The sequence below is a fragment of the Streptomyces sp. NPDC021212 genome (assembly GCF_044332925.1).
GTDB lineage: Bacteria > Actinomycetota > Actinomycetes > Streptomycetales > Streptomycetaceae > Streptomyces.
In genome coordinates this window covers 63,603-89,459 of record NZ_JBIRPZ010000024.1, presented here as the reverse complement: position 1 = coordinate 89,459, position 25,857 = coordinate 63,603, and the positions used below count along the sequence as shown (strand labels likewise).

The following is a 25,857-nucleotide window of genomic DNA, read 5'->3' as shown; positions in this document are numbered from 1 at the left end:
CGGTTACATTCCGAACCCGGAAGCTAAGCCTTTCAGCGCCGATGGTACTGCAGGGGGGACCCTGTGGGAGAGTAGGACGCCGCCGAACAATCTTTAGCCTCGGTCCCGAGCATTTCATGCTCGGGACCGAGGCATTTTTGCGTTTGTACGGGACGGGCTGTCTGGTGACGTCTTCGTCCTGCCGGCGACCCGCTACCCGCTACCCGACTCGACTCGACCTACCCGACTACCCGACTACCCGACCAGTGTGCGGTGCGGCCAGCGGGCTCGTGCCTGTTCCTGCGAGCGCATCAGCGCCAGCGTGGGCAGGCCCTGCGCGGCGCCCTGGGCCAGCAGGTCCGGCAGCGCCGGAAGCGGCGCCACGGCGGCCACGTCGTCCAGCACAAGGGTGAGTGGTGGGTCGAGCCGACCGGAGGATGACCGTTCGGCCATGCGCCGGCCGTGCTCGACCACGTGTGAGGCGAGTGCGGTCAACAAGGGCATCGCACTCGGCTGGGTCCGGGGGTCCTCAATGGATTCCCCCATCAGGTAGAGGGTTCCCCCTTCCCCGATGAATGACTCCAGGGCGAGCGCATCGGGCCGCGCCGGATTGCACGCGTCCCGAATGTGGATCGAGGAGAGTGCGCCCAGCGCACGCGCCGTCAGCTCCTGGGCCATGTCGCGGCGTTCGGGATGCGCGGTGAGGGTGGCTTCCAGCTCGCCGGCCGTGCCCCCCGCCGCCTTGGGGTGCGTACGGAGGATGCGTACCGGCTCATGCGCCGAACTGCCCTGCGCCCAGCGGTGTACGTGGCGGAACGGCCGGCCGTCCACCGCGGCGGCGTGCAGCCAGCAGCGCAGCATGGTCTCCGCGGCCTCCGCCATCGGCTGATCCATGGCGTGCGCGGGGCGTACGGGGGCCAGCAGGGCGGCGGAGCGGGTCGCCGCGACCTCGCGGGAGCCGCACCCGTCCGCCGGGTTCCAGCGCAGCCTGGCCGGAGTGTCGAGGAGATGGGACGGGTCGAAGACGTGGGTGGGCCCGAACTTGGCGCGGGCGTCCTTGGTCGCGGCCCACAGGTCGGGATTGCTGGTGACGGCGAGGACCGGGCCGACCGCCTCCAGGATGGCCTGGGCGGCGGCTTCGCGGCGCTCGGCGCCGAAGAGGACGCGGGAGCCGGCCGGTTCGCCGCCGGGGCGGAACAGTCCGGCGGCGAGGTCGGCGCCGAGGGCGGGCAGCGGCTGTGGCGCCGCGGCCGGTCCCTGGGGGCTGCCCGGGCCGTGCAAGGTCTGGGGAGACGGTTCGGTGCGTTCCGTGGCGACGGGGCCGTTTGCCGTCTCGTATGCGATGGCCGGTGGGCCGACCGGTCCGTCGGCGCCGGGGGCGCCGGGTGTGGTGGCCTCGGGCCGGGCGGCCGGGATGTGTTCCTCGCCTGGTCTGCCGGGGCCCGTGACCGTCCCGTACGCGGGTGGTTCGGGTGCTTCCGCGGGCCTTCCCCTGTCCCCTGCCGCCGAGGCGGCTGGAGCCGCCAGGGCCGCCGGGGAGCCCGCGGGGCCAGGCGCCCACTCCGTACCCATGCCCTCGGCGGCCGCCTCCGCCAGGGCGGCGCGGCGCTTGGCGCGGACCAGCCGGTAGCGGGCCAGCGTGCCGATCGCGAAGACGACGAGCACGATCAGCACCATCAGCTCGCTGATGAGGATGCCCCAGAACAGCCCGTACCCGGACAGCTGGTGCTTCGGGGTGGTGGGCCAGGCCGCCGCCAGGTTGTGCGGCTCCTCCACCAGATGGCGCAGCGCCAGGGGAGTGTGCAGGAAGGTCAGGCCGTCCGGCCAGGCGCCGTGCGCGAAGAGCGCGGAAAGGCCGGTCGCCGACCAGATGATCCCGGTCAGCCCCAGCAGTAAGGCGAAGAGTCCGACCAGCAGCCCGTCCGGAATGCCCCCCTGGGGGGACGGCTGTCCTCCGCGACCGCCGTGCTCCGCGGACCCGCCGCGGTACTGCCCCGACGCCATGTCAGGCCACCGTGGAGCCGTACGACGGACCGCCGTAGGGGTCGGCCTCCGCCGCGGCCTCGACCGCCGCTGCCGCTCGCTCCTCGGCCTCCGCCTCGGCGGCCAGCTGAACGGCCATGCCGTCCTCGGTCATCGCCCGGTCGGTGTAGACGAGGGGGCGCTCGGCCTCGGTGATCAGGTGTTTGACGACCTGTACGTTGCCGTTGACGTCCCAGACCGCGATGCCGGGCGAGAGCGTCGGAATGATCTCCACCGCCCAGCGTGGCAGGCCCAGCACCCGCCCGGTGGCCCGGGCCTCGTCCGCCTTCTGGGCGTAGATCGTCCGGGTCGAGGCCATCTTGAGGATCGCCGCGGCCTCGCGCGCCGCCGCGCCGTCGACCACGTCGGACAGATGGTGGACGACGGCGACGAAGGACAGGCCGAGCCGCCGGCCGAACTTCAGCAGCCGCTGGAAGAGCTGGGCCACGAAGGGCGAGTTGATGATGTGCCAGGCCTCTTCGACCAGGAAGATGCGCTTCTTGCGGTCCGGCCGGATCCAGGTGTGCTCCAGCCAGACGCCCACGATCGCCATGAGGATGGGCATCGCGATCGAGTTGCGGTCGATATGGGACAGGTCGAAGACGATGAGCGGCGCGTCGAGATCGATTCCCGCCGTGGTCGGACCGTCGAACATGCCGCGCAAGTCACCGTCGACCAGCCGGTCCAGCACCAGGGCGACGTCCAGGCCCCAGGCCCGTACGTCGTCCAGGTCGACGTTCATCGCCTCCGCCGACTCCGGCTCGGGGTGGCGCAGCTGCTCGACGATGTCGGTCAGCACCGGCTGGCGGTCGGTGATGGTCTCGTTGACGTAGGCGTGCGCGACCTTGAGGGCGAAGCCGGAGCGCTCGTCGAGCCCGTGCCCCATCGCGACCTCGATGATCGTGCGGAGCAGGGCGAGCTGACCGGTCGTCGTGATCGAAGGGTCCAGGGGGTTGAGCCGGATGCCGCCGTCGAGGGCCGCCATCGGGTCGAGCCGGATGGGCGTTATCCCCAGCTCCTGGGCGATCAGGTTCCACTCGCCCACCCCGTCCTCGCCCTGGGCGTCCAGCACCACCACCTGGCGGTCGCGGAACCGGAGCTGACGCAGCACGTACGTCTTCTCCAGGGCCGACTTGCCGTTGCCGGACTCACCGAGCACCAGCCAGTGCGGGGCGGGCAGCTGCTGGCCGTACAGCTGGAACGGGTCGTAGATGTAGCCCTTCCCGGAGTACACCTCGCGCCCGATGATGACGCCCGAGTCGCCGAGGCCCGGAGCCGCGGTCGGGAGGTAGACGGCCTGCGCCTGCCCCGTGGACGTACGGACCGGCAGTCGGGTCGTCTCCACCTTCCCGAACAGAAAGCTGGTGAACGCGTCGGTGACGGCGGTCATCGGATCGGCCACGGCGGAGCCCCTATCGTCCCAGTCCCAGTCGTCTCTACGCCGTCTCTCACGGCTGTCTGTCGATCAGCTGATCAGCTGCGGTCGGCTAACGGCGGATACCGGTCGCGAACGGCAACGTGTTCACAAACGCCCGGTGGTGCTCACGGTCGCACCACTCCAGCTTGAGATAGCTCTTCCCCGCCGAGGCCCGGATGGTCCGCTTGTCACGGGCGAGCCCCTCCGGCGAGCGGGAGGAGACGGTGATGTAGCCGACCAGGTTGACGCCCGCGGCGCCGCTGGCCAGGTCCTCGCCCCGCTGGTCGAGCCTGCCGTGCGCGGCGATGTCGCGGGGGTCCACCGTACGGTTCATCTTCGCGGCGCGGCTGGCCTCGGCCTCGTCGTTGACCTTTTCGGTCAGCATGCGCTCGATAGCGATCTCCGTGGGCTCCAGATCCATGCAGACGGCGACCGTACGAATGACATCGGGGGTGTGGACGAGCAGCGGGGCGAGGAAGTTCACCCCGACCGGCGTCATGGGCCACTCCTTCACCCATGCGGTGGCGTGGCACCAGGGCTCGCGGGTGCTGGACTCGCGGGTCTTCGCCTGGAGGTAGGTGGGCTCCATCGCGTCCAGCTCGGCGGGCCAGGCGTTGCGCTTGGTCATCGCCTGGATGTGGTCGATGGGGTGGTCCGGGTCGTACATGGAGTGGATGAGCGAGGCCAGCCGGCCCTGCCCGAGGGGCTGGCGCACCCGGATGTCGGCCTCGGCGAGCCGCGCGCAGATGTCGGTCAGCTCGCGCGCCATGATCACGGCCAGGCCCGCGTCCTTGTCCATCCTGCCGCCACCGCCGCTGCGGCGGGTGGCGCGCGCGATGGTCTGCGCCTCTGCGGCCAGGTCGCGGGTGTAGTGCATGCAGGCAACGAGGTACGCGCGGTGCTGCTCGGAGGAGGTGGACACCATCGACTGCAGCTGGTCGTACGAGTCCTTGAGCCAGTCCGGGGAGGCGTTGTCGCCGCGCCGCTCGACGTCCTTGGCGTGCGCGTCCGGGTCGGCGGGGAGGGTGCGGGCCAGCATCTGCAGCCGGGTCACGAAGCCGTCGCCGTTGGCCACATGCTTGAGCAGCGTGCCGAACCGGTCGACCAGCGCCTCCTGGTCCTCGCTGTCCCGCAGGCCCACGCCCGGGCCCTCGATCTCGATCGCGGCGGTGACGGTGCGGCGGTCGGCGTGCAGCAGGACGGCGATCTCGTCCGGGCCGAACGGCGCGGCCAGCCAGTTGATCCGGCCGATGCCGGGGGGCGGGCCGACCTCCACCTCGCGGCCGTCGATCCGGGTGCCGGCCTCGGCGGCAGCGGAGCGGTAGCCGGTGGTGCCCTTGCGGACGCTGCGCCGGTACGAGCGGTTGATCTCGAACCAGCGGTAGAACGTACGCCCGTTGTACGGCACGTACACGGCGGCCAGCGCGATGGTCGGGAAGCCGACCAGGGCGACGATGCGCAGCGACAGCATCGGCACCAGCAGCCCGCACATCATCCCGATGAACGCGCCCGCGATGATCAGCGCGATCTCACCGGTCTCGCGGTTCTTGCCGACGATCGCGTTGGGGCGGGCACGGCCGATGAGATACGTGCGGCGCGGTGCGATGGCGTGGGACTGGGCATCGACCGTCACCGCCGGTCACCTCCCGGGTTGTTGCCTGAGCTGTTGTTCTGCGAGCGGGGGGCGGGAGCGCCGCCCCCGGAGTTCCCGGTGCGGCCGGCGCCGGAGGCGCCCCCGCCGCTGCCGCCCCCGCCGCCGCGGGAGCTGTGCGCGGCGACGCCGCCGGACACGGGGTTGGCGGGCTTGGTCTGGGCCGGCCGGGCCCCGCCTCCGCCGCCGTCGCCCCCGCCGCGGGCGCTGTGGGTGTTGATGCCCTGCTTCACCAGGGCAGCGGGCGAGCTGATGACGGCGGCGGCCTGGCGGGACGCGGGGTCGGCGCTGGCGCTGCGGGCCTTGACGATCTCGTCGCCGAAGCCGGGCACGAAGCGGTAGATCATCGCGCTGGCGAAGATGGCGAGGATGATGATGGAGAGGCCGGAGACGACGGCCGAGAAGGCGTTGGGCTCGTTGCCGGAGGTGGAGAGCGCGCCGGCCAGGGCGAGGACTATCACGATGACCGGTTTGACGAGGATCACCGCGATCATGATCCCGGCCCAGCGGCGGACGTGCCCCCACATGTTCTTGTCGACGAGGCCCGCGTAGACGGCCGTGCCGAGCAGGGCGCCGACGTAGAGCAGGGCCGCGCGGATGACCAGCTCCAGGCAGAGCACACCGGCCGCGAGGATCGTCACGAGCGACACGACGATGAGCATGATGGGGCCGCCGCCGATGTCCTCGTCCCGCTTGAGGGCCTGGGAGAACGATCCGAAGAAGGCGTCGTTGTCGGCACCGGTGCCGGAGGCGATGGCGTCCGTGACGGCGTCGGTGGCGGTGACGACCGTATAGAGGATGAGCGGGGTGAAGGCGGAGGCCAGGACCGTGAGCCACAGGAAGCCTATGGCCTCGGAGAGCGCCTCGCCGAGCGGGACGCCGCGGATGGCGCGCTTGGCGACGGCGAGGAGCCAGAGGATGAGGGTGAGGACGGTCGAGGCGGCGAAGACGACGGCGTACTGGCGGAGGAAGGCCGCGTTCGTGAAGTCGACGTTCGCCGTCTCCTTGACGAGCTTCGAGAGCTTGCCGACGAGCCAGGCGGCGGCGTCGGCGCAGCCGTGGGCCAGGGAGGCGGCGGGGTCGAGGGGGGAGGTGGGGTCGGAGGGGGCGCCCGAGCCGCCTCCGCCGCCGCAGGGGGCGGGGCCGATGATGTCGTCACAGTGACCGTCTTTTGACGGGGTGGGAGTGGGCGACGGTGCGGCGAAAGCACGACTGGCCAGTAGAACGGTCGCCGTTTGTACGGACGCGACGGCACCGGCCAGCACGAGAGCGCAACGGCGGACGCTAGCGGGCATAGGTGAACCCTCCGTACTGCTCGACTGCCTTGGCGATCTCGTCGGCTGTGGACGCGGTGCGGTCACTGTTGACCGGTGCCGGGCCGTCCTTCTGAGAGTAGGCCTCGGCCTTCCAGTCGTTGTTCACCCAGCGCAGCTTGAGCGTAAGGGTGAACCAGTCGTTGGTGACCGGATTCTTCGATCCCTCGCCCGCCGTGCCGAACACCCCTGTGCACCACACCGCCACCGTCGCCGTGGTGTTCGTGAACTTTGAGACCTTGGTTCCCATGGGGGCCGTGCGCGAGATGTAGGTCATGCCCTCGGGGGCCTTGCCGTTCGCGTCCAGGCCGATCTTCTCCAGGGAGTCGGCGGAGTATGCCTTGTCGAGTTTGGCCTGGAGCGGGGCCGCTGCCGCGCTGGTGAAGATCTGGGGCAGGAGATCGTGGCGCTGCTCGCGGTTGAACATACCGGCGGAGCTCAGCGCCACCGCGTAGTTCGCCGCCGCGCTCTGCGCCCCCTGCCGGGACTTCGCGAAGCCCTTCGCGATGCCCGTCGTGCCGTTCTCGCCGGTGACCGGGCGGGTGCCGGTGGGGGCGGTGGGCTGGGCGTCGGCGTTGGAGCCGCCGGAGCCCGCGTCGGACGAGCCGCCGTCGCTCTGGCCGCCGCGATTGACGAAGGCGATGGCGGCGAGGAGCAGGACGACGACCCCGACGACCGTGATCAGGTTGCGGCTCGGCTTGGCGGCCCGGCCGGGGCCGCGGCGGGGCGGGCCGTACGGGTCTTCGTCGCCTTCGGGCAGGCGGGTGCGCGTCAGATGGCCGCCGGAGGCCGTGCCGCGGGTGCGGCCGACGTCCTGGCCGTCGTAGTCGTAGTCACCGCCGTAGCCGCCGTCACCGCCGAGACTCATCGCGTGCCCGCCCCTTCAACCGTGCCGACCCTGCCGCCGTCCGTGGCTGCTCTTCCGCCACGCTGGTACGACGGTAGCGGCGTGGACCGACGTGTGGGCGTGGTGGTGTGAGTGGACATCAGACTGACACGACCTCGGCGACGGGAGCGGCGGGTGCGGGCATCAGGAAGCAGCCTCGGGTACGGAGGGTGGGGCCGGTAGGGGGGATCGGGGGCGGAGGCTCGGCGGCGGGGGCGTGCGCCGCGCACGGGGGTCGGCTCCGGCGCGCGGGGGGCGCGAACCGGGCGGGGCGGGGGCGTGGCTAAATGGCCATGCCGTACACGATCGTGAAGAGCGTGCCCAGCGAGCCGATGATGAACACGCCGGTCAGCCCTGCGACGATCAGTCCCTTGCCCTGCTCCGCGCTGAAGGTGTCGCGCAGCGCGGTCGCGCCGATGCGCTGCTTGGCCGCGCCCCAGATCGCGATGCCGAAGCAGAGCAGCAGCGCGACGGCCATGACGACCTCGATCATCACGCGGGCCTCGCTGCCCAGGCTCCCGAAGGGACCCCAATCTGGGGCGATTCCGCCGATGATGGTGTTGATGTCGCCCTTTTCGGCCGCTAGGAACATTATGAACTCACCGCCCCTTCTGGGTAGTTGTGTGCCCCGCCGGGCCGGCGTGGGTCAGTCTCTATCTTCGCTGACGATTCCGCTTCCGCATGTCGACTGGGCGGCATTTCTTGGCGGATCTCGTACGTGTTGTGGACCACGGTGGCCTGGCGGGAGTACGAGCCATGTCCATCAGGGTCCGTCAGGTGCCCTTTGGTCACTCTGTGTATCACGCGGGTGGGCCCCGGGCAACGATCGGTAGCGGAGCCCTTTACTCCTCGGCGAGGTCCTCCGCGAAGTCGTCGAACTCGCCTGCCTTGACCCCCTTGAGGAACGCGTCCCACTTGGCCTGGGTGGTGACGACGACGGTCTTCGGGTCGTTGCTCTCGCGCATGTAGATCCGGCCGTCGGGGCCCGCGGCCACCTCCAGGTAGGCGCCCGCCCCCTCGTCCTCGTCGGTCGAGGCCCGCTGCCAGTCCAGCTGCGTCATCCGTGTTCCTTGGGGTTCATGGGGGTGTGAGGTGCTCGGACGGGCCGGACTTTACGCGTTCGGCGGGGTGCGCGGAGGGGGTACAGGGGGTGTGGGACACCGGCCGCCCGTAGGGTTTCGGCTGGCGAGCGGCTGATTTTCGCCGTGCGTACGGAAACGCGTTCGTACCGCGGGCTGATGGGGGAGGATGGCCGGGTGCGTAAGGTCTGGCTGGGTGTCAGTGTCGGTATCGGAGTCTGTCTTTCCTTCATCGCCCTGCTCGTTCTCGGCACCTACATGGTCGCCGCGAACCTCGCGGGCGGTGGTGGTGGCACCAGCGTCGGGCTGGCGCAGGGCTCCGTCCCGGCGTCGTACGCGCCGCTGATCCAGCGGTACGGGAACTCCTGCCCCGCCCTCAACCCGGCCCTGCTCGCCGCGCAGCTCTACCAGGAGAGCGGCTGGAACGCGAAGGCGCAGAGCCCGGCCAACGCCAAGGGGCTGGCGCAGTTCATTCCGGCCACCTGGGCGTCGCACGGGGTGGACGGCGACAAGGACGGCAAGCGGGACATCTGGAATCCGAACGACGCGATTCCGTCCGCGGCCGCCTACGACTGCTCCCTGGCGAAGTACGTGAAGGACGTGCCGGGCAATCAGATGCACAACATGCTGGCGTCGTACAACGCGGGCGCGTATGCCGTGCTCAAGTACAAGGGCGTGCCGCCGTACCGCGAGACCCAGAACTACGTGAAGACGATCACCAACCTGGCCAAGAGCTTCGCGGCGCCCACGCGGACCGTGCAGCCGTCGCGGCAGTCGGCCGCGGCGATCTACTTCGCGCAGAAGCAGCTCGGGAAGCCGTATCTCTGGGGCGGCAACGGCACCCCGGAGCAGGGCGGGCGGTTCGACTGCTCGGGGCTGACGAAGGCGGCGTACGCGACGGTGGGGATCGAGCTGCCGCGTGTCGCCAACGACCAGTGGAACGCCGGACCGCATCCCAAGCGCGATGAGCTGCTCCCCGGTGATCTGGTCTTCTTCGCGTACGACCTCGACGACCCGAGATCCATTCACCACGTGGGCATCTACGTGGGCGGCGGGAAGATGATCAACGCGCCCTACACTGGTGCGGTGATCCGCTTCGACCCCATCGATTCCCCGGACTACATCGGGGCGACGCGGGTGACGAAGGATGGCGCAAAAGCGCTGCCCAAGCCCAGCGCGGCGTAAGGATTCCGCCTGAGCAGCGACGATGGGTCACCCTTCGATAACGTCCCGGTGATCGTTGGGTAGCGAACGGAACGCCTTGCGGAAGGAGGGCGTTTCCTGGAAGTGGATCGGCGGCACATCCTTCGGCATCGCTCGCCGGGGTCGCCGGTCGTGGGGGATCACGGGGGTCGGCAGCTGTACGTAGCGACAGGTGAGAGATAAGGGGCCGCGGCACATGGCTGGACTCGCGCTGGACGGGTCGAACCCCGATGTCAGCCTTCTCTACGACATCAACGGGCTCGCCAAGGACGCCCCGCACTGGTTCGACCGTGTGATGGAGTTCGTCGGCGAGTTCGGGATCATCATCGGGCTCGCCCTGGTGGGCCTCGGAGCCTGGTGGAGCGTGCGGAAGCGGCCGCAGGACGCGCCGTCCGCTGTCGCCGGGCTGATGTGGGCGCCGCTGGCCGCCGGGCTCGCGCTGATCGCCAACATCCCGATCCGCGGCTTCGTCCAGCGCCCGCGGCCGTTCCGGGACCATCAGGGGCTCGACGTCCTGGTGGCGGGCAAGACCGACTTCTCCTTCGTCAGCGATCACGCGACGCTCACCATGGGGCTCGCCGTCGGGATCTTCATGGCCCACCGGCGGTACGGGGTGGCCGCGATCGGGCTCGGGCTGCTCGAGGGCTTCTGCCGCGTCTACATGGGCGTGCACTATCCGACGGATGTCATCGGCGGGTTCGCGCTGGGCACCGCGGTCGCGCTGCTGCTGGCGCCGCTCGCGATGATGCTGCTGACGCCGCTCACCACCACGATCGCGGGGTCGCGTGCCGGCTGGCTGATACGGGCCGGGCAGCCAGCGTCGGCCGGCGCGGCGGGCGAGGGCTTCCCGGAGTTCCCCGAGGCCGAGACCCGGTCGCCGGGCACGGAGCGTGGCAGCAAGGACCTCGCGGCCTGAACCACATGAGCGACGACGGGCGGCACGGCATCGGGCCGGGCCGTCCGTCGTACGTACAGAACAACATTCGTACGTACAGAACCTTCTTACGTACAGAACATGACGACAGGCCGCTACCGCCCCCGCGGGGTCACAGCGCCTGCGGGAAGTCGAAGAGCCGCTTCGGGTCGTAACGCTTCTTCAGCCGCGCCAGCCGGTCCGCGCCGGATCCGTAGTACGCCGAGCGCCAGTTCTTGAGCGTGGCGTCGGTGTAGTTCTGGTACGCCGCCCCGGAGGCGTAGCGCCGCATCGCCGTGTGCGCCTCGTCCAGCCAGGCGTTCTGCGGGGCGCCCGCGCCGCCCGCCGCCCAGGACGCGGTGTACTGCGCGAGGAACCGCGAGCGGCGGTGGACGAAGGCGGTGGCCTGCGGGTCGACGCGGTTCACGGCGCCGCCGAGCGCGGTGAGCGCGATGCTGACGGCGCCGCCGCCGCTGGTGCGCCGCCCGAAGCGCTCGACCTGGCCGAGCATCGCGCGCACCCCCGCCTCGCTCAGCGAGCGGTCGAAGAAGTCGGACCGCGCCGCGTACGTCTCCCGCTTCAGCGCCCCGTCGGCGCCGCGGCCGGGCTTGTCGCCGGGCAGATGGCAGCGGGTGGTCGAGGTGTCGCCGCATCCCGCGTACATGCGCATCGCGTCGACGTACCCCCGGCGGCGCAGGGTCACCCGGGAGGCGGGGCCGGGGCCGCCCGGGCCGTCGGCGAGCCGGTCCACCGCGTTCTGCAGGTCGCCGTAGGTGCCCAGGGAGAAGCAGCTGATGGAGACGGTCGGGGTGTGGCCGGGGGCGGCCGACAGGTGCAGCGCCGACCAGATCTCGTCGGGCTGGTCGGGGCCCCACTTCTGCCAGGACTTGAGCACCTTGGCCGCCTTCGACCAGGGCCAGGACATGTAGGCCGTGACGCCGTCGCCGGGCTTGCGGGTGCGGAAGCGCAGCTCGGTGACGACGCCGAAGTTGCCGCCGCCGGCGCCGCGCAGCGCCCAGAAGAGGTCGGGTTCGCGGTCCTTGGAGACCTGGAGGGTCTTGCCGTCGGCGGTGATGAGGGTCGCGCCGGTGAGGTGGTCGGAGGTGAGTCCGTACGCCCGGGAGACCACACCGTGGCCGCCGCCGAGGGTGAGCCCGGAGATGCCGACGCTCGGGCAGGAGCCGCCCGGGACGGTGACGCCGTGGGCGCCGAGCCGGGTGTAGACGTCGATGAGCTTGGCGCCGCCGCCGATGCGGGCTTCGCCCGTGGTGGTGCGGATGGAGCCGAGCGCGGAGACGTCGATGACCAGGCGGCCGTCACCGCTGGAATAACCCGCGTAGCTGTGGCCGCCGTTGCGGATGGCGACGGGGGTGCCGTGGCGCCGGGCGAAGTCCAGACAGGCGGCGATGTCGGACGTATTGCCTATATAGGCGACACCGGCGGGCCGCAGATGGTCGAAGCGGGTGTTGTAGAGATGGCTGGCGGAGGTGTAGTCGGCGTCGCCGGGGCGCACCAGGTCGCCGTGCAGCGCCCTGCCGAGCGCGGTCCAGTCCGCGGCCTTCGCCTTGCCGTCGCTCGCCGCGGGCCGGCTGTTCGAGACGGTGCCGAAGGACTTCACGCCGCCGCCGGCGTGTCCCGTGGTGTTGCTGCTGCACGCCGCGGCCCACGTGCCCGTGGATGCCAGTCCCGCGCTCGCAGCCAGCAGTGTCCGCCGGTTCATGGCGGGGTCCCCTCCCTGTCGACCTTGCGTCCCACCGGTCGACCGGGCCACCGCCGTTACTGCGTAGGCCGCTCCCGCGTATGCCGCCCGGTCTCCTGGACAGAGGGCGAGTCGGGCGGCGGGGTTCCGTTTGTGGCGGAAGAATGACGGTCCGTCGTGTGGGCGCTCGCGTCGTCGCGGGCCATGGACCGGGCGCGGCGGGCCGGGCCGGTCCAGCCGCAGGTGCATCTGGCGCGGCAGAAGGACCCCTTCTCCACGGTGCTGGTGAGGGTTTGGCCGGGGCCTGTGTCACCTGAGTCGAGCACATGACCACGCTACCGGGCCGTGACGGGCGGACGGAACGGTTCGTTAAACGAACAAGTATCAAGGCGTGGACGAGCGTGGCCAGGGGGTCGACGGTCGATGGTGGTTCAGCGGCGCGGTGGAAGGAGACGGGCGAGGGCGGTCGCCGGGTGCGTGGCGGGTGGCCTGCTGGCCGGGCTGCTGGCGACCGTCAGCGGCTGCTCGTACCGGATGGTGGCGGACGAGCGCCCGGGCGGCGCCCCCGGGGCGGCGGCCGCGGTCGCCGTGCTGCATCAGGCCGCGGATGTGCTGGTGAGTTCCGGAAGTTCACGGGTGCGGACGACCCTGGAGACGGCGACCGGCGGCACCCGGGTGTCGATCGAGGGCAGCGGGGCGTACGACTACGAGCGGCGGCGGGGGCGGCTGCGGCTGGCGCTGCCGAGGGACGCGACGGGTGCGGCCGAGCACGGGCCGATCACCGAACTGCTGGCGCCCGGTGCGCTCTTCATGCGCAACCGCGGCGCGGGCATCCCCAGGGACAAATGGGTACGGGTGGACACGGCGGGCATTCCGGACGGCAACCTGGTCACCGGCGGGGCGACCGATCCGCTGACCGCCGCCGAACTGCTGCGCGGGGTACGGCGGGCGAGCCTGGTCGGGGAGGAGGGGCGGGACGGCGCCCTGGTGCGGCACTACCGCGGCACCACGGACATCGGCCGGGCGGCCGAGGTGGCCTCGCACGGCGTACGGGGGCCGCTGCGCGCCGCGGCGAAGGGGTTCACCGACCCCCTGGTGCCCTTCGACGCGTATCTGGACGGGCTGGGCCGGCTGCGTGAGGTGCGGCATCGCTTCACCGTGACCAGCCGGGCGAGCGGTGCGCGGTCCGCCGAGAGCCCGGACGGGCGGCGGGCGGTGGGGGTCGCCTCGACGACGGAGCTGTACGACTTCGGGGTGGAGACCGCCGTCGAGCTGCCCAAGCCCGCGGATATCTACGCAGGAAAGGTCGGATCGCCTCAGAAGTAGTCCGCGGGGGCGCCGCTGTCCTTCGAAATGGCCCATCCGTGCCATGCGCGGAGTGTGTACCGATCCCTACGCTGGGAAGCTGCTGCTGGAAAGTGCTCGAAGGTGCTCGCAGGAGGAGGTGAAACACGTGGTTGCGCGTCGCGGCTCACCGGGTCCGGACCCCGTGGCCCTCGTCGAGATCGATCTCTACGGTGAATTGATGATCGCTGCAGCGAGCGCGGACGAGGAGAGGCTCAGTCCGGACCGCATCGACGAGGTGCTCCGGGTGGAGGCCGACCGATCGGATTCGGCCAAGCGCTCGCAGAGGCGGAAGGCCGATCGGCCGGAGCGGTCCGAGCGTCCGGAGCGGCCGGAAATCGACGGTCCGGACGCCCGGTAGGAAGAGGGGTCAACCGCCCGGGGCGCGTCCTCAGGTCCGCAGCAGCCGTGCGATGGCCGCCGTCGCCTCGGCGACCTTGGCGTCCACCTCGTCCTCTCCCTCGTCGCCCTCCTTGGCGGCGCTCTCGACGGCCGCGCTGGCGACGCAGTGCCGCAGATGCTCTTCGAGCAGCTGGAGGGCGAAGGACTGCAGGGCTTTGGTGCCGGCGGAGACCTGGGTGAGTATGTCGATGCAGTAGACATCCTCTTCGATCATCCGCTGGAGGCCCCGGATCTGGCCCTCGATCCGGCGCAGCCGCTTCAGGTGCTGGTCCTTCTGGTGGGCGTACCCGTGGCCGCCGTGGGTAGGGGAAGCGTGGCCGGACGCCTGGCCCCGCTCATCGCCGCCGGTGGGCGCGGTGGTGTCGGCTGCCGTGGTGGTCATGACGTCCTCCCGTTGTTCACTATCGGTGCACACATACCCCTAGTGGGTATATGGTAACGGCTTTTCCGGCCGAACCGGGCCCCTGTGAAGAGCACGCAGCCCGATGGGCGACACTGGGGACGCCGGTTACCGTGGCCGGAAGATGCGCCTAGCATCGTTCAGTCCCCATCCGCTGCATTCCGAGGATCCCCAGTGCGCTTTCGTCTGACCCCCAGGGAGACGAGCTTCTACGACATGTTCGCCGCCTCCGCGGACAACATCGTGACCGGCTCCAAGCTCCTGATGGAACTGCTCGGGGCGGACTCCGCCGCTCGTGCCGAGATCTCCGAGCGGATGAGGGCCGCGGAGCATGCGGGGGACGACGCCACGCACGCGATCTTCCATCAGCTGAACGTCTCCTTCATCACGCCGTTCGACCGCGAGGACATCTACTCCCTCGCCTCGTCCCTCGACGACATCATGGACTTCATGGAGGAGGCCGTCGACCTGGTCGTCCTCTATCAGGTCGAGGAGCTGCCCAAGGGCGTCGAGCAGCAGATCGAGGTCCTGGCGCGGGCGGCCGAGCTGACCGCCGAGGCCATGCCGAACCTGCGCACCATGACGAACCTCACGGAGTACTGGATCGAGGTCAACCGGCTGGAGAACCAGGCCGACCAGATCCACCGCAAGCTGCTGGCCCACCTCTTCAACGGCAAGTACGACGCGATAGAGGTGCTCAAGCTCAAGCAGATCGTGGATGTGCTGGAAGAGGCGGCCGACGCCTTCGAGCACGTGGCCAACACGGTCGAGACGATCGCCGTCAAGGAGTCCTGAGTCCCGGCATGGACACCTTCGCGCTCGTCGTGACCATCGCGGTCGCGCTCTTCTTCACCTACACCAACGGCTTCCACGACTCGGCGAACGCCATCGCCACCTCGGTCTCCACCCGGGCCCTGACCCCGCGGGCCGCGCTCGCGATGGCCGCGGTGATGAACCTCGCCGGTGCCTTCCTGGGCAGCGGGGTCGCCAAGACCGTCAGTGAGGGCCTGATCGCCACCCCGACCGGAAAACAGGGCATGATCATCCTGTTTTCCGCACTGATCGGGGCGATCTTCTGGAACATGATCACCTGGTACTACGGACTGCCGTCCTCCTCCTCGCACGCCCTGTTCGGCGGCCTGGTGGGCGCGGCGCTCGCCGGTGCCAGCACCGTTCACTGGAGCGGGGTGGTGGAGAAGATCGTTCTCCCGATGGTCATCTCGCCCGTCATCGGCCTGGTGCTGGGCTACTTCGTCATGGTGGCCATCCTCTGGATGTTCCGGAAGTCCAATCCGCACAAGGCCAAGCGCGGCTTCCGGATAGCGCAGACCGTGTCGGCCGCCGCCATGGCGCTCGGGCACGGTCTCCAGGACGCTCAGAAGACCATGGGTGTGGTGGTGATGGCCCTGGTCATCGGCGGTGTCGAGGATCAGGGGGACGCGATCCCGGTGTGGGTGAAGATCGCCTGCGCCGCGATGCTCTCGCTCGGCACGTACGCGGGTGGCTGGCGCATCATGCGCACCCTGGGCCGCCGGATCATCGAGCTGGACCCGCCGCAGGGCTTCGCCGCCGAGACGACGGCGGCCTCGGTCATGTACACCGCGTCGTTCATGTTCCAGGCGCCGATCTCGACGACGCACGTCATCACCTCGGCGATCATGGGTGTGGGGGCGACCAAGCGCGTGAACGCGGTGCGCTGGGGGGTCGCGAAGAACATCATCCTCGGCTGGTTCATCACCATGCCCGCGGCGGCCGGAGTCGCCGCCCTCAGCTACTGGATCGTCGACCTGGCCTTCGGCTGACCGCCGCGTACACGTCAGTGGGCCCGCCCCCGGGAGCCAGGGGCGGGCCCTTTCGTCGTGCGGTGGCACCGCCATGCAGCACCGCAGGACGCCGTTCCTCGCCCGGGGGCGAGGGGCTTGTCCGTCAGCCGAAGCGGCCCGAGATGTAGTCCTCGGTCGCCTGGACGGACGGGTTGGAGAAGATCCGCTCGGTCTCGTCGATCTCGATGAGCTTGCCGGGCTGGCCGACGCCGGCCAGGTTGAAGAAGGCCGTACGGTCCGAGACGCGCGCCGCCTGCTGCATGTTGTGCGTCACGATGACGATCGTGAACTGCTCCTTCAGCTCACCGATCAGGTCCTCGATGGCGAGGGTCGAGATCGGGTCCAGCGCCGAGCAGGGCTCGTCCATCAGCAGCACGTCGGGCGCGACCGCGATGGCGCGGGCGATGCACAGCCGCTGCTGCTGACCGCCGGAGAGCCCGGCGCCCGGCTTGTTCAGCCGGTCCTTGACCTCGTTCCACAGGTTGGCGCCCTTGAGGGACTTCTCGACGACGTCCTGCAGCTCGCTCTTCTTGTACGAGCCGTTCAGCTTCAGTCCGGCCGCGACGTTCTCGAAGATGGACATCGTCGGGAACGGGTTGGGGCGCTGGAAGACCATGCCGACCGTGCGCCGCACGGAGACGGGGTCGACGCCGGAGGCGTACAGGTTCTCGTCGTCGAGCATCACCTTGCCCTCGACCCGGCCGCCGGGGGTGACCTCGTGCATCCGGTTGAGAGTGCGCAGGAAGGTCGACTTGCCACAGCCGGACGGGCCGATGAAGGCGGTCACCGAGCGGGGTTCGACGGTCATCGAGATGTCCTCGATGGCCTTGTGGCTGCCGTAGTAGGCCGTAAGACCGCTGACGTCGATGCGCTTGGCCATGTGAATCACTTCTCTTCTTCTTGGCCTCAGCGGCCGGTCTTCGGGGCCTTCCAGCGGGCGATGCCGCGGGCCACCAGGTTCAGGATCATGACGAAGGCGATGAGTACGAGCGCCGCGGCCCAGGCACGGTTGAACGAGGCCTCGTTACCCAGCTGCCACTGCTCGTAGATGTAGTACGGCAGCGACGACTGGGCGCCGTCGAACGGGTTGGGGTTGATCGCCTGGGAGCCGAAGACCAGCAGCACGATGGGGGCGGACTCACCGGCGATACGGGCGACCGCGAGCATCACACCCGTGGTGATCCCGCCGATCGAGGTGGGCAGCACCACCTTGAGGATGGTGCGCCACTTGGGCACACCCAGCGCGAGGGACGCCTCGCGCAGCTCGTCCGGGACGAGCTTGAGCATCTCCTCGGTGGAGCGGACCACGATCGGCATCATCAGGATGGCCAGCGCCATGGCGCCGGCGATGCCGGAGTAGCCGAAGCCCAGGATGATGATCCAGAAGCTGAGGATGAACAGGCCGGCCACGATCGACGGGATGCCGGTCATGACGTCGACGAAGAAGGTCACGGTCTTCGCGAGCCGCCCGCGGCCGTACTCGACCAGGTAAACGGCCGTCAGCAGGCCGATGGGGGCCGCGATGAGGGTGGCGATGCCGACCTGCTCCAGGGTGCCGAGGATCGCGTGGTACGCGCCTCCGCCGGGCAGGATCGTCTGGACGCCCTCCATGGAGTGGCTGAGGAAGTAGCCGTCGAGCACGGTCTTGCCGCGGTTGATGGTCTCCCAGATCAGCGAGAGCAGCGGGACGACCGCGATCACGAAGCAGAGCCACACCAGGCTGGTGGCCAGCTGGTTCTTGGCCTGCCGGTTGCTCTCGACCGCGGCCGTGACGCCGTAGGAGAGGACGACGAAGAGCAGCGCGGCGATCAGGCCCAGCTGGAAGGGGTTGCCGAGCCCCGCGGCGCTGCCGATGCCGACGCCCGCGGCGATCGAGACCGCGGCAAGACCCAGCGGGGCCCAGCGGGGCAGTCGCGCCTTGGCGAAGGCGGGCGCGCGCGGCGTGGTGGTGTCGGTGGTCGTGTCGCTCATGCTGCGGTCCCCGAGTACTCCTTGCGGCGGGCGATGATCATTCGCGCGGCGCCGTTCACCAGCAGGGTGATGACGAACAGGACCAGACCGGAGGCGATGAGGGCGTCACGCCCGTTGTCGTTCGCCTCCTTGAAGTGGCTGGCGATGTTCTGCGCGAAGGTGCCGCCGCCCGGGTCCAGCAGGCTGACGTTGATCAGGTAGCTGGGGGACAGCACGGTGGCGACCGCCATGGTCTCGCCGAGCGCGCGGCCGAGGCCCAGCATCGAGGCGCTGATGATGCCGGAGCGGCCGAAGGGGAGGACCGCCATGCGGACGACCTCCCAGCGGGTCGCGCCGAGCGCCAGCGCCGCCTCCTCGTGCATCTTCGGGACCTGTCGGAACACCTCGCGGCTCACGCTGGTGACGATCGGCAGGATCATGATCGCCAGGAGGATGCCCACGGTGAACAGCGACCGAGCGGCACCGCCCTGGTACGAGAGGATCTTGGTCCAGCCCAGGTACTCGTCCATCCAGGTGTAGAGCCCGGTCAGGTGCGGCACCAGGAAGAGCGCGCCCCACAGGCCGTAGACGATGCTGGGGACCGCGGCGAGCAGGTCGATCACGTACGCGACCGGGGTGGCGAGCCGGCGCGGTGCGTAGTGCGAGATGAACAGCGCGATGCCGACGGCGATCGGGACCGCGATGACCATCGCGATGATCGAGCTGACGACCGTGCCGTAGGCGAGGACCGCGATGCCGAAGCGCATCGGGGTCGAGCCGGTGTTCCACTCGAAGGCGGTGAGGAAGTTGGCCTCGTCCTTGGAGATCGCGATGGCGGCGCGGTACGCGAGGAAGACCGCGATGGCCGCCATGATCACAAGGAGGGCGATCCCGGAGCCCCGGGAGAGGCCGAGGAAGATCTTGTCACCGGCGCGGCCGGTGGAGCGGGTCGCGACCTTGGGGGGTGACCCGGCGGATGAGGATGTGGGTTCTATATCCGTTTTCATGGGTTCTCCGGTCTGCGGAGCCGGATGGGGGTGAGGCTCCTGGTGCGGCGGTGCACCGGACGGTGCGGCCTGCCCCGCTCCGGCCTGTGGGCCGGAGCGGAACAGGCCGCACCTTCAGGTCAGGAGAGGCTGGAAATGCTCTCGCGGACCTTGCTGGCGATCGCGTCGGGCAGCGGGGCGTAGCCCAGCTCCTTCAGGGCGGACTGACCGTCCTTGCTCGCGGCGTAGTTCAGGAAGGACTTGGTCGCCTTGAGCGTGTCGGCCTTGTTGCCCTTGTCACAGGCGATCTCGTAGGTGACCAGCGTGATCGGGTAGGCGCCCTCCGCCTTGGTGTCGTACGCCAGGTCGAGGGCCTGGTCCTTGCCGGTGCCCTTGGGCTTGGCCTCGGCGATGGCCTTGGAGGCGTTCTCGACGGTGGCCTGGACGGGCTTCGCGGCGCCGGTGTTCAGGTCGACGGTCTTGATGCTGTTGGCGGTCGCGTACGACAGCTCGAAGTACGAGATCGAGCCGGAGACCTGCTTGACCTGCGAGGAGACACCGGAGGAACCGTCAGCGGACTGGCCGCCCTTGCCCTCCCACGCCTTGCCCGGCTCGTGCGGCCACGCCTTGGGGGCGGCGGCCTTGAGGTACTTGGTGAAGTTGTCGGTGGTGCCCGACTCGTCGGAGCGGTGGAAGGCCTGGATCTTGAGGCTCGGGAGCTTCACGCCCGGGTTGAGCTTCTTGATCGCGGGGTCGTCCCACGTCTTGATGTCCGAGTTGAAGATCTTGCCGAGGGTCTCGGCGTCGAGCGTCAGCTTGTCCACGCCGGGGACGTTGAAGCCGATCGCGATCGGGCCGCCGACCATGGGCAGGTTGACGCCCTGGCCGCCCTTGCACATCTTCTTCGAGGACGCGACCTCCTCGGGCTTGAGCGCCGAGTCGGAGCCCGCGAACGCGGTCTTGCCCTGCAGCCACTCCTGGATGCCCGCACCCGAGCCGGTGGCCTTGTAGTTGAGCTTGACGTCCTTGCAGGCCGCACCGTAGTTCTTCGTCCACAGGTCCATGGCGTTCTTCTGCGCGGACGAGCCGGAGGCCAGCAGCTGGCCCTTGCCATCGCACTTGATGTTGCCGGTGGACTGGGCGCCACCACCGCCGGTGTTGTTGTCCGAACCGCACGCGGTGAGAACGATGGCGCCGGACAGAGCGAGGGCACCGGCGACGACGGCGCGAAGCCGGTTGTTGCGCTGAAGCTTCACTTTCGGGGATTCCTTCCAGAAGCCGCCGGTGGGGGACGGCGCGACAGTGTGGTCCGCAGGGACGGGTGTGCGCTGGGCGCGAGGCCGGGCACGCGACTCGGTCTGCGCCTCAGTAGGGCTGAAATTAGGCAGATCAGGTGAAGCGGCCGAAGGGGAAGAGTTAACGAACGGTGAACCTCGGCCGTCAGTGTGGTGGCCGGATAACGGCTGGGTCACGGCGTGGTCGCGGTCCGGCTTCCTGACGCTCTGTCGCTTCTCTCCGCTTACGGCCGTCTCCGTCTACTTTCGTCCTCTCAAGACGCCGGATCGCGTCGGGTGTGCGGCCGACCGGCGCGTGGCTCTGTCGGATTGCGGTACGGCATGTCACTATCCGTCCCTACTTGGAGCAGAGGAGGTCGGCGGGTGAGGCGGGACGGGAGAGGGAGGGGCGCGGGCGCCGCCGCGGCCGTCGCGTTCGTCTGTGCGCTGGGAGTGCCGGCCGTGCCGGGCCCCGCGTACGCGGCGCCCGGCGAACCGGAGCCGACGCCGGGCGGCACTGGTGGCGGCGCGTCCGGCGGTGGACGACTGGAGAAGGTCCGCTCGGAAGTGGACGGCCTCTACCGGCAAGCGGAATCAGCCACCGACGCGTACAACCTCGCGCGGGAGAAACAGACGCGCCAGGAGAAGTCGATCGTGCGGATCGCGCGGGCCGTGGTGAAGGCACAGCAGGAGATGGCCGGGCTGCGGGAGCGCGCCGGGGCGCTGGCGCGGGCCCAGTACCGCGGCGGCGGGCTGCCGCCCGAGGCGCGGGTGCTGCTGGGGGACGACCCCGGCGACGTCCTCGACGGCTTCACCCTCGCGCGCAAGGGCGAGAAGGCGGCCCGCGGGCTGATGAACCGGCTGGAGCGCACGCAGGCGGCGCTCGACCGGTACGCCGAGTCCGCCTCCGAGGAGTGGGAGCGGCTCGACCGGAGCCGGGCGAAGAAGGCGGCGGCAAGGGCGGAGATCACCGAAAAGCTCGCCCGGGCCCGGCGGCTGGAGTCGCGGCTCGAGGCCAAGGAGCGGGACCGGATGCGGCAGCTCCAGGAGGAGCGGGACCGGGCGTCTCAGGCGAAATGGCTCAAGACCGGCATACTGCGGGACGTCGGTGGACGCTCCAGCTCCGTGGGGCGGCGCGCGATCGACTTCGCGACGGCCCAGATCGGCAAGTCCTACGTCTGGGGCGCCGTGGGTCCGGACGCCTACGACTGCTCGGGGCTGACCCAGCGGGCCTGGGCCTCGGCCGGCCGGGCCATCCCGCGGACCTCGCAGGAGCAGTGGCGGCTGCTGCCGAAGGTGGACACCGCGCGGATGCGCCCCGGCGACCTGGTCATCTACTTCAAGGACGCCAGCCATGTGGGGATGTACGTGGGCGACGGGGCGATCGTCCACGCCCCGCGCCCGGGGCGCCCGATCACCCTGGCGGGGGCGGGGTCGATGCCGATCCTGGGCGTCGTGCGCCCGGACGGTTCCTGATTCGGGCCGATTTCTCGCCGCAGGTGTGATTCGGATGGTATGTCGGCCTCGCCCCGGTGTGTTTGGGGCGCGAACCGCGTCATCCGTGTTCGGTTCCACAAAACGGCGACGAGTTGGCGTGACCTTCGTCATTCCGGCCCTGTCCGGATTCCCCCAAGTCGCCCGGGCCGTGGGGCATATGACAAAAGTGGCTTCGGGAAGGTCATTCCCCGGGGTCCGGACCGGGCGCTAAGGTCGGCTGGCAGTATCCGGCTTGCATGCCCTGACACCGACCAGTCGGTGTGCGGGCCGGTTCGTGCGGTCCGCCGGTCGGCGGCGGGCGCCACGCCCTCGGGGGGAGGGAAGGAATCGAGCGATGTCCGTACCCGTGCCGAGGCAGCGGGAGGCGCTGGCCACCGAGGCCCGGCCGACCGCCCTGCCCGACAGCGGGCTCACCCTGCTGGTGATCGAGGACGATCCGGCCGGTTCCTTCAACGTCCCCGAGATGCTGGACACCGAGGGCAACCGGGTCCGTATCCGTACGGCCCGTAACCTCACCGAGGCCTCCCGGCTGCTCACCGACGGGGTGCAGTGCATCCTGCTCGACCTGGCCCTGCCCGGCTCCGGGCACCAGGCCGAGGACACGCTCGACACGCTGCGCTCCGTACTGAAGCTCGCGCCCACCCAGGCCGTCCTGGTCCTCACCGCCGAGGACGACGCCGAGCGCGCCGCCGAGGCGGTCCGGGTCGGGGCGCAGGACTTCCTCTTCCGCGACGAGCTGGACGGCCGCATCCTCAGCCGCGCCATCCGGTACGCGGTCGAGCGAAAACGCTCCGACCTCGCCCAGCGCCAGCTCACCGAGTCCCGGCTGCGCGCCCAGGAGAACGCCCGGCTGGAGCGCGGACTGCTGCCCACCCCGCTGCTCCAGGGCTCCGAACTCCGCTTCGCCGCCCGCTACCGGCCCGGCCGCAGCCGGGCCCTGCTCGGCGGCGACTTCTACGACACGGTCCGCACCCCGGACGGCACGGTGCACGCGATGATCGGCGACGTCTGCGGCCACGGCCCCGACGAGGCCGCCCTCGGCGTGGAGCTGCGGATCGCCTGGCGCGCCCTGACCTTCGCCGGGCTCTGCGGCGACCAGCTGCTCGGCACCCTCCAGCAGGTGCTGGAGAACGAGCGCCCGGACGACGAGATCTTCGCGACCCTGTGCACCGTCGACATCGCCCCGGACGGCCGCCGGGCCGGGGTCTGCCTCGCCGGACACCCCTCACCGCTGGCCCTACGGCCCGGCAGGGCGCCCCGGCTGCTGCCCACGGACGAGAACGGCCCCGCGCTCGGCCTGCTGCCGAACGCCCGCTGGCCGCGCCGCCAGGTCGATCTGGGCGGCGCCTGGAGCCTGATGATGTACACCGACGGGCTGATCGAGGGACGCGTCGGGGCCGGGGTGCAGCGGCTCGGCCAGGAGGGGATGGTCGAGATCGTCGCCCGTCAGATGGCGACCGGGCTGCGCGGCGAGGAGCTGCTGGACGCCACGGTCACCGAGGTGCGCGCGCTGAACGGCGGCGAGCTGACGGACGACCTGGCGGTGCTCCTGCTGGACCGCGGCTGAGCCGCTTCCCGGTGTGCTGCCTACCGGCCGCCGTTGTAGGGCCCGTACGGACCGTCGGAGCTGGAGCCGCGCCCGCGCGGCCAGCCGCGGCCACCGCCGGAGATCTGCCGCAGCGCCGGGCGTACGTCGACCATGTACACGATCGTCGCGATCAGCCCGATGATCGGCAGGAAGCTCATGATGCCCATGAAGAAGTTCACCACGGCCGCGAGCCCCAGGATGATCATCCAGAACCACTTGTTCTGCTTGTCCGCGGCCCGGTAGGCGTCCTCGCGGCGGATCGCTGAGTCGACGAAGGCGAACAGGCTGAACACGAGCAACCCCAAGGAGACCCAGTTCAGCACCTCACCGAAACCTTGCACCAGCACGTTGTCCACCGCCCGGAAGAGACGCTCAGGAGAAAAGAGGGATGAGCATTACGGGCCACCGTACCCGCTGCCGGGGCCGGGCACGCAGGCTGCGTACCCGGCCCTCTTGTGCGCCCCCGACAATTCCGCTTCGTCAGTGGGACGGCTTGGAGTCCGGCCTCTTGGCGGTGGTGGGCTTGCGGGCCGGGGCCTTCTTGGCCGGGGTGGCCGGCTTGGCCGTGGCCTTCGGCGTCTCCTTGGCGGAGTTCACCGCGACCGGCTGCGACGGAGCCTTGGGCGCGCTCTTCTCCTCGTGGGGCTCGATCGCGGAGGCGATGTCGACGACCTCGTCGGCCGCCTCGCCGCGCCAGGTCTTCACGACCTCCTGGCCGTGCTCGGCGACCTCGTCGTACCGCTCCCGCGCCTTGACGGCCAGCTCGGCGGCGCGGCCGACGCCCTGGAGGGCGAGGTCCTGCGCCGAGTCCCGGAGCTTCTTGAGGTCGGTGTCCAGGGAGCCCAGCACCTCGTTGAGCTTGCCCTGGGCGCCCTTCGCCTGTCGGGTGACCCGGTCCTGGACGGCCTTCGGGTCGGTGTTGCGCACCGCGTTGAAGCGCTCGGGGGCCTCCGCGACGATCTTCTCGACCAGCGTCGGCACCTCCTTGAGCTTCTGGGCGGCGAGGTCGGCCGTGCCCGCCACGAAGTAGAGCGGGGTCGGGTCGGTGAGGGTCTTGCGTACGTCGTCGGTGATGGCCATGGTTGCTGGTCCTCCCGGATCAGTTCGAGGGTGTGGCGACGTCGGCGTCGGCGAGGGGGGCGTCCCCCGAGGCGGTCCCGTGTCCGTTCTCCTTGCGGAAGGACTCGTAGATCTGGAGCAGCACCTGCTTCTGCCGCTCGTTGATCGTGGGATCCCCGAGTATCACGCTGCGCACCTCGGTATCCTCCCGATCGCGCTCATCGAGGATCCCCGCCTGTACGTACAGGGTCTCGGCGGATATCCGCAGCGCCTTCGCGAGCTGCTGCAGGATCTCGGCGCTCGGCTTGCGCAGTCCGCGCTCGATCTGGCTGAGGTACGGGTTGGACACCCCGGCGGCGTCGGCCAGCTGCCGCAGCGAGAGCTGGGCGGTGCGCCGCTGCTCCCGCAGGAAGTCGCCGAGGTTGCCGACGTTGAGTGATGCCATGCCTTCGATGCTGCACCAAGAGTGCTAACTATTGCAAGCAAGATGCTTGCAATAGTGGCGCGCGCCACCCGGCGGGGCCCTCCGGCCGGATCGGCCGGGTGGTGTGCCGGGTGTTGTCGTACCCCCGTGGTCGAATGTCAGTCGGACGAGGACGTGTTCTGTTCCGGTGATGTGTAGGCAGTCCCGGACTTCTGTGGGCATGTGCCGTGTCGTCCCGATCATCTGTAGGCAAGTTCTGGAGTCTGCCGGTCTTGCGTAGCCGCGCGGCCGACTTCGGCCAGTTCGCGCATCTCACCGGCCGCGATGTCGCCGCGGCGGGCCATGCGTTTGCCGGGACCACCCGTGCGCACTGCTCTCACTGACCCTGCGACACTGGAAACGCCTCGCCCCCGGCATGGAATGCCGGGGGCGAGGCGTTTCCACCAGGTGGCTATCTAAACCAGGCGATGTCCAGGATGGACAGGTGGCGCAGGGCGTGGTTCGCGAAATACATGACCGGGACCTGGCCGACGGATGTGCTTGCCGGGCAGCAGGTGGCACCAGTCGAGCGTCATGGGGCGGGGGAATGGAGGGTCGGCCCGTAGGTCAATTCCGAATGATGCCATCGGCGTCAGGAGTCTTCTTCCTGGCCTCTGTGTAGAACCACTCGATCAGATGGGTTCCGAGTAGCATCGCTGCGAAGTCCGGATCCTCCTCCGCACTCAGGTCAGGCATAACCCTCTGACTACGGACGAAGGTGATTCCGGGGTGGCGGGCCATGGAAAAGGACACGGTTGCCCATACACCGTCCTCGCGGCTGTCGAAGGCCAGTTCTCGCAAGGTGCCACGATCTTCTTCCGTGGCGAACTGGCTGTGCATGCTGGCTTCTGTAGCTCGCCGAAAACGCTCCAGCCACTCTTCTTGGCTTAGCTCACCGTGTACCGCAAG

25 protein-coding genes and 1 rRNA gene are annotated in these 25,857 nt (G+C 69.9%); 9 read left to right on the top strand and 17 right to left on the bottom strand.

Going from position 1 to position 25,857, the window contains the following annotated elements:
• Nucleotides 1-88 (top strand): 5S ribosomal RNA (gene rrf, locus ACH4SI_RS40510); the annotation flags it as partial.
• Between the two features lie 146 nt (nt 89-234).
• On the opposite strand, the gene ACH4SI_RS40505 is transcribed toward rrf, so the two are convergent.
• From ACH4SI_RS40505 to ACH4SI_RS40475, 7 genes are all read right to left on the bottom strand, one after another.
• On the bottom strand, nt 235-1,983 hold the full coding sequence (locus tag ACH4SI_RS40505; protein ID WP_398305503.1) for a type IV secretory system conjugative DNA transfer family protein: 1,749 nt from the start codon (nt 1,981-1,983) through the stop codon (nt 235-237).
• Between the two features lies 1 nt (nt 1,984).
• Complete coding sequence (locus ACH4SI_RS40500) at nt 1,985-3,403, bottom strand: ATP-binding protein (RefSeq protein WP_398305500.1); 1,419 nt, start codon at nt 3,401-3,403, stop codon at nt 1,985-1,987.
• A gap of 85 nt (nt 3,404-3,488) precedes the next feature.
• On the bottom strand, nt 3,489-5,051 hold the full coding sequence (locus ACH4SI_RS40495; RefSeq protein ID WP_398305497.1) for an SCO6880 family protein: 1,563 nt from the start codon (nt 5,049-5,051) through the stop codon (nt 3,489-3,491).
• Entirely contained in the window at nt 5,048-6,364 is a 1,317-nt protein-coding gene (locus ACH4SI_RS40490) for a hypothetical protein (protein WP_398305494.1), read from the bottom strand. Before ACH4SI_RS40490 ends, ACH4SI_RS40495 begins: the two co-directional genes overlap by 4 nt.
• Nucleotides 6,354-7,250, bottom strand: coding sequence for a hypothetical protein (locus tag ACH4SI_RS40485; protein ID WP_398305491.1), 897 nt, complete (start codon nt 7,248-7,250; stop codon nt 6,354-6,356). Before ACH4SI_RS40485 ends, ACH4SI_RS40490 begins: the two co-directional genes overlap by 11 nt.
• A gap of 301 nt (nt 7,251-7,551) precedes the next feature.
• Entirely contained in the window at nt 7,552-7,860 is a 309-nt protein-coding gene (locus ACH4SI_RS40480) for a hypothetical protein (RefSeq protein ID WP_009716148.1), read from the bottom strand.
• 250 nt (nt 7,861-8,110) lie between these two features.
• Nucleotides 8,111-8,329 (bottom strand): DUF397 domain-containing protein, encoded by a 219-nt coding sequence (locus ACH4SI_RS40475; protein WP_398305488.1) that lies wholly within the window; start codon nt 8,327-8,329, stop codon nt 8,111-8,113.
• 195 nt (nt 8,330-8,524) lie between these two features.
• Here ACH4SI_RS40475 and ACH4SI_RS40470 point away from each other — a divergent pair, with 195 nt between their 5' ends.
• Both ACH4SI_RS40470 and ACH4SI_RS40465 read left to right on the top strand, forming a co-directional pair.
• Nucleotides 8,525-9,532 carry an NlpC/P60 family protein gene (locus tag ACH4SI_RS40470; RefSeq protein ID WP_398305485.1) on the top strand — a complete coding sequence of 336 codons (1,008 nt, stop codon included), beginning with the start codon at nt 8,525-8,527 and terminating at the stop codon, nt 9,530-9,532.
• 214 nt (nt 9,533-9,746) lie between these two features.
• On the top strand, nt 9,747-10,466 hold the full coding sequence (locus tag ACH4SI_RS40465) for a phosphatase PAP2 family protein (protein ID WP_398305482.1): 720 nt from the start codon (nt 9,747-9,749) through the stop codon (nt 10,464-10,466).
• Between the two features lie 130 nt (nt 10,467-10,596).
• Here the strand turns inward: ACH4SI_RS40465 and ACH4SI_RS40460 are convergent, their stop codons facing one another.
• Nucleotides 10,597-12,183 (bottom strand): FAD-binding oxidoreductase, encoded by a 1,587-nt coding sequence (locus tag ACH4SI_RS40460; RefSeq protein WP_398305479.1) that lies wholly within the window; start codon nt 12,181-12,183, stop codon nt 10,597-10,599.
• A 402-nt stretch (nt 12,184-12,585) separates the two neighbouring features.
• On the opposite strand from ACH4SI_RS40460, the gene ACH4SI_RS40455 reads away from it, so the two are divergent.
• Both ACH4SI_RS40455 and ACH4SI_RS40450 read left to right on the top strand, forming a co-directional pair.
• Nucleotides 12,586-13,488 (top strand): hypothetical protein, encoded by a 903-nt coding sequence (locus tag ACH4SI_RS40455; RefSeq protein WP_398305477.1) that lies wholly within the window; start codon nt 12,586-12,588, stop codon nt 13,486-13,488.
• Nucleotides 13,489-13,615: 127 nt separating this feature from the next.
• Nucleotides 13,616-13,867, top strand: coding sequence for a hypothetical protein (locus ACH4SI_RS40450; RefSeq protein WP_398305516.1), 252 nt, complete (start codon nt 13,616-13,618; stop codon nt 13,865-13,867).
• Nucleotides 13,868-13,897: 30 nt separating this feature from the next.
• On the opposite strand, the gene ACH4SI_RS40445 is transcribed toward ACH4SI_RS40450, so the two are convergent.
• Nucleotides 13,898-14,290 carry a metal-sensitive transcriptional regulator gene (locus tag ACH4SI_RS40445; RefSeq protein WP_398305475.1) on the bottom strand — a complete coding sequence of 131 codons (393 nt, stop codon included), beginning with the start codon at nt 14,288-14,290 and terminating at the stop codon, nt 13,898-13,900.
• 192 nt (nt 14,291-14,482) lie between these two features.
• On the opposite strand from ACH4SI_RS40445, the gene ACH4SI_RS40440 reads away from it, so the two are divergent.
• The gene (locus ACH4SI_RS40440) at nt 14,483-15,103 is read left to right on the top strand and encodes a DUF47 domain-containing protein (protein WP_398305472.1); all 621 of its coding nucleotides are present in this window, start codon (nt 14,483-14,485) and stop codon (nt 15,101-15,103) included.
• Nucleotides 15,104-15,111: 8 nt separating this feature from the next.
• Nucleotides 15,112-16,110, top strand: coding sequence for an anion permease (locus ACH4SI_RS40435; RefSeq protein ID WP_398305470.1), 999 nt, complete (start codon nt 15,112-15,114; stop codon nt 16,108-16,110).
• A 124-nt stretch (nt 16,111-16,234) separates the two neighbouring features.
• Here ACH4SI_RS40435 and pstB read toward each other — a convergent pair whose 3' ends face one another.
• The 4 genes from pstB to pstS all read right to left on the bottom strand — a co-directional run bounded on the left by pstB (nt 16,235) and on the right by pstS (nt 20,323).
• The gene (gene pstB, locus ACH4SI_RS40430; protein WP_398305467.1) at nt 16,235-17,011 is read right to left on the bottom strand and encodes a phosphate ABC transporter ATP-binding protein PstB; all 777 of its coding nucleotides are present in this window, start codon (nt 17,009-17,011) and stop codon (nt 16,235-16,237) included.
• Between the two features lie 26 nt (nt 17,012-17,037).
• Nucleotides 17,038-18,102 (bottom strand): phosphate ABC transporter permease PstA, encoded by a 1,065-nt coding sequence (gene pstA, locus ACH4SI_RS40425; RefSeq protein ID WP_398305464.1) that lies wholly within the window; start codon nt 18,100-18,102, stop codon nt 17,038-17,040.
• Complete coding sequence (gene pstC / locus ACH4SI_RS40420; protein ID WP_398305461.1) at nt 18,099-19,088, bottom strand: phosphate ABC transporter permease subunit PstC; 990 nt, start codon at nt 19,086-19,088, stop codon at nt 18,099-18,101. The genes pstA and pstC overlap by 4 nt, the downstream gene beginning before the upstream one ends.
• 119 nt (nt 19,089-19,207) lie before the next feature.
• Nucleotides 19,208-20,323, bottom strand: coding sequence for a phosphate ABC transporter substrate-binding protein PstS (gene pstS, locus ACH4SI_RS40415; protein ID WP_398305458.1), 1,116 nt, complete (start codon nt 20,321-20,323; stop codon nt 19,208-19,210).
• A gap of 402 nt (nt 20,324-20,725) precedes the next feature.
• Between pstS and ACH4SI_RS40410 the strand changes: the two genes are divergently transcribed.
• Both ACH4SI_RS40410 and ACH4SI_RS40405 read left to right on the top strand, forming a co-directional pair.
• Nucleotides 20,726-21,817 (top strand): NlpC/P60 family protein, encoded by a 1,092-nt coding sequence (locus tag ACH4SI_RS40410; protein ID WP_398305455.1) that lies wholly within the window; start codon nt 20,726-20,728, stop codon nt 21,815-21,817.
• A gap of 355 nt (nt 21,818-22,172) precedes the next feature.
• Nucleotides 22,173-23,405, top strand: coding sequence for a PP2C family protein-serine/threonine phosphatase (locus ACH4SI_RS40405; RefSeq protein ID WP_398305452.1), 1,233 nt, complete (start codon nt 22,173-22,175; stop codon nt 23,403-23,405).
• A gap of 20 nt (nt 23,406-23,425) precedes the next feature.
• On the opposite strand, the gene ACH4SI_RS40400 is transcribed toward ACH4SI_RS40405, so the two are convergent.
• From ACH4SI_RS40400 to ACH4SI_RS40385, 4 genes are all read right to left on the bottom strand, one after another.
• Nucleotides 23,426-23,773, bottom strand: coding sequence for a DUF2516 family protein (locus ACH4SI_RS40400; RefSeq protein WP_398305513.1), 348 nt, complete (start codon nt 23,771-23,773; stop codon nt 23,426-23,428).
• Between the two features lie 133 nt (nt 23,774-23,906).
• Nucleotides 23,907-24,506, bottom strand: a complete 600-nt coding sequence (locus ACH4SI_RS40395; protein ID WP_398305449.1) for a hypothetical protein — start codon at nt 24,504-24,506, stop codon at nt 23,907-23,909.
• Between the two features lie 19 nt (nt 24,507-24,525).
• Nucleotides 24,526-24,930: a helix-turn-helix domain-containing protein gene (locus ACH4SI_RS40390; RefSeq protein ID WP_398305446.1), complete on the bottom strand. Its 405-nt coding sequence runs from the start codon at nt 24,928-24,930 to the stop codon at nt 24,526-24,528.
• A gap of 585 nt (nt 24,931-25,515) precedes the next feature.
• Nucleotides 25,516-25,788 carry a hypothetical protein gene (locus tag ACH4SI_RS40385; RefSeq protein WP_398305443.1) on the bottom strand — a complete coding sequence of 91 codons (273 nt, stop codon included), beginning with the start codon at nt 25,786-25,788 and terminating at the stop codon, nt 25,516-25,518.
• Nucleotides 25,789-25,857: the final 69 nt, after the last annotated feature.